Genomic DNA, 6,039 nt, shown 5'->3' with positions numbered 1-6,039 from the left:
GAGCGCCCGGCAACGGTGGCGCCCGGCAGGTGGCCCTCGCGGAGCACCCAGCAGGCGCCCCTCACAGAGCACCCAGCAGACGGGTACGCCCGACGGGGCTACACCGGGCTCACTTCGGCCAGGCGGCGTCGATGTCGGCGGCGGTCTTCTGGATCGACTGCCCCTCGGCGAACCAGGCGGTCAGCGACTTCCACTCCTGCCCGGAGCCGATCGCCGCGGGCATCAGGTCGGAGGCGTCGAAGCGGAAGGTCGCACCCGGGTCGGTCAGCGCCGCCGCCGAGAGCTGGTCGATCGGGTCGGTGTACAGGCTCTTGTCCACGCCCTGGTTGGCCGAGACCCAGCCGGTCGCCGTCCGCACTCGGCTGCTCGCCCAGTCCGAGCTGGACAGATAGTTCTGCACCGCCTGCACCTCGGGCCGGCCCGAGAAGGCGGTCAGGAACTCGCCGCCGCCCTCGACCGGGTTGGCGATCGACGGGTTGACGGCGGGCAGGCGGAAGGCGAACACGTCGCCGTCCGGGCCGACCTTGGTGCCCTTGGGCCACATCGCCTCGTAGAAGGAGGCCTGCTGGAGCATCGCGCACTTGCCGGTGAGGATCGGCGCGCCCGCGTCCTGGAAGGTGGTGGTGGCGATCGACTTCACGTCGCCGTAGCCGCCGTTGACCCAGGCCGGGTTCAGCATCCAGTCGGCGACGGTCTTCATCGCGGTGGTGATCTTCTCGTCCGAGAACTTCACCTGGTGGCCCACCCACTGGTCGTACACCTCGCCGCCGTACGTGCCCAGCACCGCCTCCTCCAGCCAGTCGGTGGCCGGCCAGCCGGTGGCGGTGCCGGAGGCGATGCCGCCGCACCACGGCTTGGGGCCGCCCGCCTTGGCGATCCGCTCGCTGAGGGCCGTCAGGTCCGCCCAGGTCTTCGGCACCTCGTAGCCGGCCGCCTTGAAGGTCTTCGGCGAGTACCAGACCAGCGACTTCATGTTGGCGCTCATCGGGGCCGCGTAGAAGGTGCCGTCGACCGAGCCGTAGGTCTTCCAGACCGGGCTCCACCTGTCCTGGTTGGCGACGGTCTGCGCGGGTGGCTTGACCACCTTCCCGCTCTTGACCATCTGCGCCAGCAGGCCGGGCTGCGGGATGATCGCGAAGTCCGGGGCGTTGCCGCCGGCCACCCGGACCGGCAGCTGGGACTCGAAGTCGTTGGACCCCTCGTAGCTGATCTTGATCCCGGTGCACCCGCTGAACTCGGCCCAGGACTTCTCCAGACTGTCCGACTCCGGGCTGAGGATCGAGGCGAACATCGTCACCGTGGTGCCCGAATGGCCCGCGTACGGCTGGTACTTGGCGCAGTCACCGGTCAGCGACTGGGCGGCTCCGCCGCCGCCACCGCCCGAACCGCCGGAGCTGTTCGAGCAGGCCGCGGTCAGCGCCAGCGCCGCCAGCAGGGCGGGCGCGGCGACCAGGCGACGGCGGTGACTCGGGTACGGCGCGGTCGGTTTGAGGGTCAATGCGGTCCTCCTCGCCAGGGCGTGCTGCCGACTGTGAGCTGAACGACATTGCGCTGTACCGGAAATGGGCGTGCGGACGTCACGGGCGAGCGGCGGCCGAACCGATTCGACGACGTTAACGCAGCCGTCGGCCGCCGCCAAGGTCCACGGCCGGCCTTCACCCACCGGTGCCCCGACCGTGACCATCGGAAGCCGGAGACCCCGCCCGGAAGCCGGACGGGGTCACATTTTTGACGATACGTCACCGAAGGGGCGTCACCAGCGACGTCACCAGAGCCGGACGGGCAGCTCCAGCAGGCTGTTCACCACCAGCGACGGGCTCGGCCGCAGCTCGGCGTCCGGCACCTCCAACGACAGCGAGGGGAAGCGCTCGAACAGCGCCGGCAGCGCGATCCCCGCCTCCAGCCGGGCCAGCGGCGAACCCGGACAGACGTGCGGGCCGTGCCCGAACGACAGGTGGCGGGACGGGTCCCGGGTGATGTCGAACAGCTCCGCCGTCACCCCGTGCTGCAGCGGGTCCCGGCCGATCGCGTTGTACGAGACCAGCACCGGCTCGCCCGCCGGGATCACCACCCCGCCGACCGCGATGGACTCGGCGGCGAAGCGGAACAGGAAGTTGCTGGTCGGCGGCGTCCAGCGGAGCGACTCCTCGACCACCGCGTCCCAGGACACCTTCCCCGAGCGCACCAGCTCCAGCTGGTCCGGGTGCGCCAGCAGCGCCCGCACCGCGTTGCCGATCAGGTTCACCGTGGTCTCGTGACCGGCCGCGATGATCACCCGCAGGGTCGCCGCCGCCTCCGCGTCGGTGAGCGCCCCGCCCTCGGTGTCCGCCGCCAGCAGCACGCTCGCCAGGTCCTCGCCCGGCTCCGAACGTCGCTGCGCCACCAGGCCGTTGACGAAGGCGTTCAGCCCGGCGACGGTCGCCTGGATGCCCTCCGGGTCGGGCTTGGTGCCGAAGAACCGCTCGTACAGGTCGCGCAGCAGGCCGTGGTCCGACTCCGGCACGCCCAGCAGCGAGCAGATCACCGTCATCGGCAGCGGGAAGGCGAAGGCGCTCTTGAGGTCGACCACCGGCTCCCCGGCCGCCAGGGCGTCCAGCAGCGCGTCGGTGATCTCCGCCACCCGCGGGCGCATCAGCTCGACCCGGCGCGGGGTGAAGGCCTGCGCGACCAGCGCCCGCAGCCGACGGTGCTCGGCGCCGTCCGTGGTCACCATGCTCGGGCCGGGCACCGCCAGACCGATCAGCGGCCAGGTCTTCGGCACCTCGCCGCGCTGGTAGGCCGCCCAGTGCCCGGCGTCCTTCACCAGCCGGGCGTCGGTGAGCAGGTCGCGCGCCTCCGCGTGCCGGGTCACCGCCCAGGCGGCGACCCCGCCGGGCAGCACCACCGGCACCACCGGGCCGGCGGCCCGCAGCAGGGCCCCCTCGGCGGCGTTGTCACGGGCCAGCGGGTCGAGGGCGATCGGGGCCGGAGCAGCGGTCATCTGCGGCAACTCTCCTTCGGTGACAGTTCGGGTGACAGGACGTGGGAATCAGGCCGAGTGGCCCGGGGTGAACGAGACCGGCAGCGCCACCAGCCCGCGCACCCAGGCCGACGGCCGCCACACCAGCGCGTGCTCGGCCACCGCCAGCCGCAGGTCCGGCAGCCGGTCCAGCAGCACCTCGATCGCGGTGGTGGCGATCACCTCGGCCGCCTCCTGCGCCGGGAACGGGCAGCCGTGCTCGCCGTACGAGTAGCTCATGTGCGCCCGGTTGCCCTCGGCCGGCCGGCCGTCGGCCTGCCGCACCGCCGGATCCGCGTTCGCCCCGGCGAAACCGAGCAGGACCATGTCCCCCTCGGCGATCCGCTGGCCGCCCAGCTGGGTGTCCCGGACCGCCCAGCGACCGGCGAAGATCTGGGTCGGGGTGTCCTCCCACAGCGCCTCGTTGAGCGCCTGGCTGATGCTGCGCCGGCCACCGGCCAGCGAGGCGGCGAAGCGCGGGTCGGTGAGCATCAGCCGCAGCGCGTTGGAGATCCAGTACGAGGTCGGCTGGTGACCCGCGATCAGCAGCACCCGAAGGTCGCGCATCACCTCGTCGTGGGTCAGCCCGGCCGGGTGCTCCAGCATCCGCGAGGCCACGTCGGCGCCCGGGTGCTCGGCCTTCTCCCCCACCAGGGCGTGCATCAGCTCCAGCAGCCGCTGGGCGCCGGCCGGGGCGTCCGCGCCGCCGTCCATCATCGCCAGCAGCGCCGCGATCATCTGCGGCGCCTGCTCCTCGTCCAGACCCAGCACCCGGCACAGCACCAGCAGCGGCATCCGGTGCGCGTACTCGGCGACCAGGTCGGCCTCGCCACGCCCGGCGAACTCGTCGATCAGCCGGTCGGCGATCTCCTCGGCGTGCTTGCGCAGCTCGTACGGGTCGATCCCGGCCAGCGCGTCGGTGACGGCGCGGGAGCGGCGCACGTGCTCCTCGCCCTCGGCGTACAGGATCGACGGCACCGGGGCCATCATCGGCTTCAGCGGCCAGTCGGCGGGCAGCGTGGACCAGGCGTGCCAGCGGCTGGAGTCCCGGCCGAACAGCTGCGGCTGGCCGGTGACCTGCTGCAGCTCGCGGTAGCCGATGACCAGCCAGGCGGGCACGCCGCCGGCCAGCTCGACCGGGGCGACCGGGCCGTGCGCGGCGCGCAGCTCGCGGTAGAGCTGGGCCGGGTCGGTCTGGAAGCGCGGCCCGTACAACGGCGTGGCGCCGGCGTGCGCCGGGCAGCCCGGGGGCGGGGTGACGGCGGGCTCGGTCACGGGGTGCTCTCCTCGTAGATCGCGGCGGGTGCTCCGGCGAGGGCCGCCAGGTGGTGGACCAGCGCGATCAGCACCTGCTTGCCGGACTCGCGGTCGCGGGCGTCGCAGTCCACCAGCGGGACCTCCGGCGGCAGGTCCAGGGCCTCGCGGACCTGCTCCAGGGTGTGGCCAGGCTCGCCGAAGTTGTTGCGGGCGACGATGAACGGCGTGCCGTGGTGCTCCAGCCGGTCGATCGCGTACCAGGAGTCCTCCAGGCGACGGGTGTCCACCAGGACGACCGCGCCCAGGGCGCCGCTGAACAGGCGGTCCCAGAGGAACCAGAAGCGCTCCTGCCCGGGCGCGCCGAACAGGTACAGCACCTGGCGCTCGGACAGGGTGATCCGGCCGAAGTCGAAGGCGACCGTGGTGGAGCGCTTGCCCCAGCTGCCGGCCGGGTCGATGCCCTCCCCCGCCCGGGTCATCACCTCCTCGGTGTTCAGCGGGCGGATCTCGCTGACCGAGCCGACCAGGGTGGTCTTGCCGACCCCGAAGCCGCCGACCACCACGATCTTCAGCGCGTTGTCGGCGGTCGCCCGCAGCGGGGTGCGCGCGGCCGGCCGGAGGTCCCGGTCGTCCTGGCGGTCCGCGTGGTCCTGGAGGCCCGAATGCTCCTGGAGGCCCGAGCGCTCCTGGAGGTCCGAATGCTCCTGGAGGTCCTGGAGGTCAGAGCCGTTGGAGGCCATGCAGCACCTGCTTCAGCGTGTCGAGGTCGGGCAGCCGGGCCTTGTTCGGCGCGAACCGGGGGTGGCGGGCGGTGACCGCCCCGGACTCCAGCAGGTCGCCGAGCAGGATCTTCACCACCGAGACGGGCAGCGCCAGCTCCGCCGCCACCTCCACGACGGCGGTCGGGGCCTCGCACATCCGCAGGATCCGGGCGTGCTCCGACTGCATCCCGGGCGTCGGCTGCCGCTCCGCGACGATCAGGGTGACCAGGTCGAAGGCGTTCTCCGGGGCACGGCTGCGGCCCCCGGTGATCGTGTAGAGGCGGTCCGGGTCGTCGTCCCTGCCCGGCAGCACCGGCCCGGCGTTCATATCCCGGCGCCCTCTCGGGCGGCGGCCCCGTCCGTCTCCGCGCCTCGGGCCGGGGAGCTGAGGTGGACGCCGATCTGCTCGATCAGGCCGTGCATGTTGTGGCCGACCACACCCACGTCCGCGTCCTCGTCCGTGACCACCGCCAGGTGCGCGCCCTCGCCGGCCGCCACGATGCACAGGATGCCGCCGTGGAACTCGGTCATCGACTGCCGGACGCCGCCGCTGCCGTCGCCGAACTCGATCGACGCGCCGTGCGCCAGGCTCTGCAGGCCGGAGGCGATCGCGGCCAGCTGGTCGGCCTGGTCGGTGCTCAGCCCGACGGTGTGACAGAGCTTGAGGCCGTCGGCGGAGAGAACCAGGGCGTGCCGGGTGCCGGGGGTAGCCGCCAGCAGGTTCTCCAACAGCCAGTCGAGGTCGCGGTCGGTGGCGCTGCTCATCAGGAATCCTTCTCGGTGACGGGGGAAGCGTCGGGCGTGGTGCCGGTGTCCGTGGCCGGCGCGGTGTCGGGCGAGCCGCCCGACGGAGCGCCCGCGGCCGGTGTGGCGACCGGTACGGGCGTCGCGGACGGCACGGGCACCGCCGGCTGGGCGGCCCGGCGGAAGGCGCCGAACCGGGCGGCGGCGTTCGCCGCGTCGGTCCGTACGGGCTTCGCGGCCGAGGCCGCCGCCGGGGTGGTGGCGGCCAGCGTCTGCCCG

Annotated in this window: 7 protein-coding genes; 1 reads left to right on the top strand and 6 read right to left on the bottom strand. The window is 73.2% G+C overall.

The genetic code is table 11. The annotated features are described in order from the left end of the window. Positions 1-109: 109 nt before the first annotated feature. The 6 genes from J0670_RS27135 to J0670_RS27110 all read right to left on the bottom strand — a co-directional run bounded on the left by J0670_RS27135 (position 110) and on the right by J0670_RS27110 (position 5,781). Positions 110-1,498, bottom strand: coding sequence for an ABC transporter substrate-binding protein (locus tag J0670_RS27135; protein ID WP_207814306.1), 1,389 nt, complete (start codon positions 1,496-1,498; stop codon positions 110-112). Between the two features lie 267 nt (positions 1,499-1,765). Beyond that, a complete protein-coding gene (locus J0670_RS27130) occupies positions 1,766-2,980 on the bottom strand; it encodes a cytochrome P450 (RefSeq protein ID WP_207814305.1) in 1,215 nt (404 codons plus the stop codon). A gap of 48 nt (positions 2,981-3,028) precedes the next feature. Further along, positions 3,029-4,273 carry a cytochrome P450 gene (locus J0670_RS27125; RefSeq protein ID WP_207814304.1) on the bottom strand — a complete coding sequence of 415 codons (1,245 nt, stop codon included), beginning with the start codon at positions 4,271-4,273 and terminating at the stop codon, positions 3,029-3,031. Then, on the bottom strand, positions 4,270-4,995 hold the full coding sequence (locus J0670_RS27120; RefSeq protein ID WP_207814303.1) for an ATP/GTP-binding protein: 726 nt from the start codon (positions 4,993-4,995) through the stop codon (positions 4,270-4,272). Before J0670_RS27120 ends, J0670_RS27125 begins: the two co-directional genes overlap by 4 nt. Continuing rightward, positions 4,976-5,344 (bottom strand): DUF742 domain-containing protein, encoded by a 369-nt coding sequence (locus J0670_RS27115; RefSeq protein WP_196952169.1) that lies wholly within the window; start codon positions 5,342-5,344, stop codon positions 4,976-4,978. Before J0670_RS27115 ends, J0670_RS27120 begins: the two co-directional genes overlap by 20 nt. Further along, positions 5,341-5,781 carry a roadblock/LC7 domain-containing protein gene (locus J0670_RS27110; RefSeq protein WP_207814302.1) on the bottom strand — a complete coding sequence of 147 codons (441 nt, stop codon included), beginning with the start codon at positions 5,779-5,781 and terminating at the stop codon, positions 5,341-5,343. The genes J0670_RS27115 and J0670_RS27110 overlap by 4 nt, the downstream gene beginning before the upstream one ends. Positions 5,782-5,796: 15 nt before the next feature. On the opposite strand from J0670_RS27110, the gene J0670_RS27105 reads away from it, so the two are divergent. Continuing rightward, positions 5,797-6,039, top strand: a 243-nt coding sequence (locus J0670_RS27105) for a hypothetical protein (protein WP_374223176.1), incomplete at its 3' end; no start/stop codon positions are given.

It is taken from the genome of Streptomyces sp. FH025, from assembly GCF_017427025.1.
Lineage (GTDB): Bacteria > Actinomycetota > Actinomycetes > Streptomycetales > Streptomycetaceae > Kitasatospora.
Note: the sequence above shows the minus strand (reverse complement) of the source record. Positions and strands in the feature narration are given on the sequence as shown.

Coding starts and splice junctions, on each gene's coding strand:
- J0670_RS27130 (WP_207814305.1), bottom strand. CDS start 2,980: ATGACCGCTGCTCCGGCCCCGATCGCCCTCGACCCGCTGGCCCGTGAC.
- J0670_RS27120 (WP_207814303.1), bottom strand. CDS start 4,995: ATGGCCTCCAACGGCTCTGACCTCCAGGACCTCCAGGAGCATTCGGAC.
- J0670_RS27115 (WP_196952169.1), bottom strand. CDS start 5,344: ATGAACGCCGGGCCGGTGCTGCCGGGCAGGGACGACGACCCGGACCGC.
- J0670_RS27110 (WP_207814302.1), bottom strand. CDS start 5,781: ATGAGCAGCGCCACCGACCGCGACCTCGACTGGCTGTTGGAGAACCTG.